The sequence below is a fragment of the Herbaspirillum sp. WGmk3 genome (genome assembly GCF_023952535.1).
In the GTDB taxonomy this organism is placed as follows: domain Bacteria; phylum Pseudomonadota; class Gammaproteobacteria; order Burkholderiales; family Burkholderiaceae_D; genus Herbaspirillum; species Herbaspirillum huttiense.
Genome location: NZ_JAKYWT010000072.1, coordinates 1 through 268 on the forward strand (window position 1 = coordinate 1; position 268 = coordinate 268).

Sequence of the window (268 nt, forward strand, 5' to 3'; positions counted from 1 at the left end):
GTCGACCGCGCCGTCGATGGGGTCGCTGCTGCCCGGGACGTAGCTCAGCCGCGCCCCGACCCAGGACGAGACCTCGGCGAGCAGCTTCTCCGAGGGCGGGTAGGAACCGAATTCCGTTGCCGCGAACCCGAAGAACTTGTCCGCCTCGGCGTATCGGCTGGGCCGCAGGTACAGCGAGAGGTCGTAATCGGAGACCGGAGCGGGCTCGGTGTTGCCGTAGATCGTTGCCGAGTACGACGCCTCGAGCTTGCCGACGTCGGCGTGAATC

Annotated in this window: 1 pseudogene; it reads right to left on the minus strand. The window is 67.5% G+C overall.

Annotation, left to right across the window (positions count from 1 at the left end):
* Positions 1 to 268: pseudogene (locus tag MKD49_RS25990) on the minus strand (hypothetical protein); the annotation flags it as partial.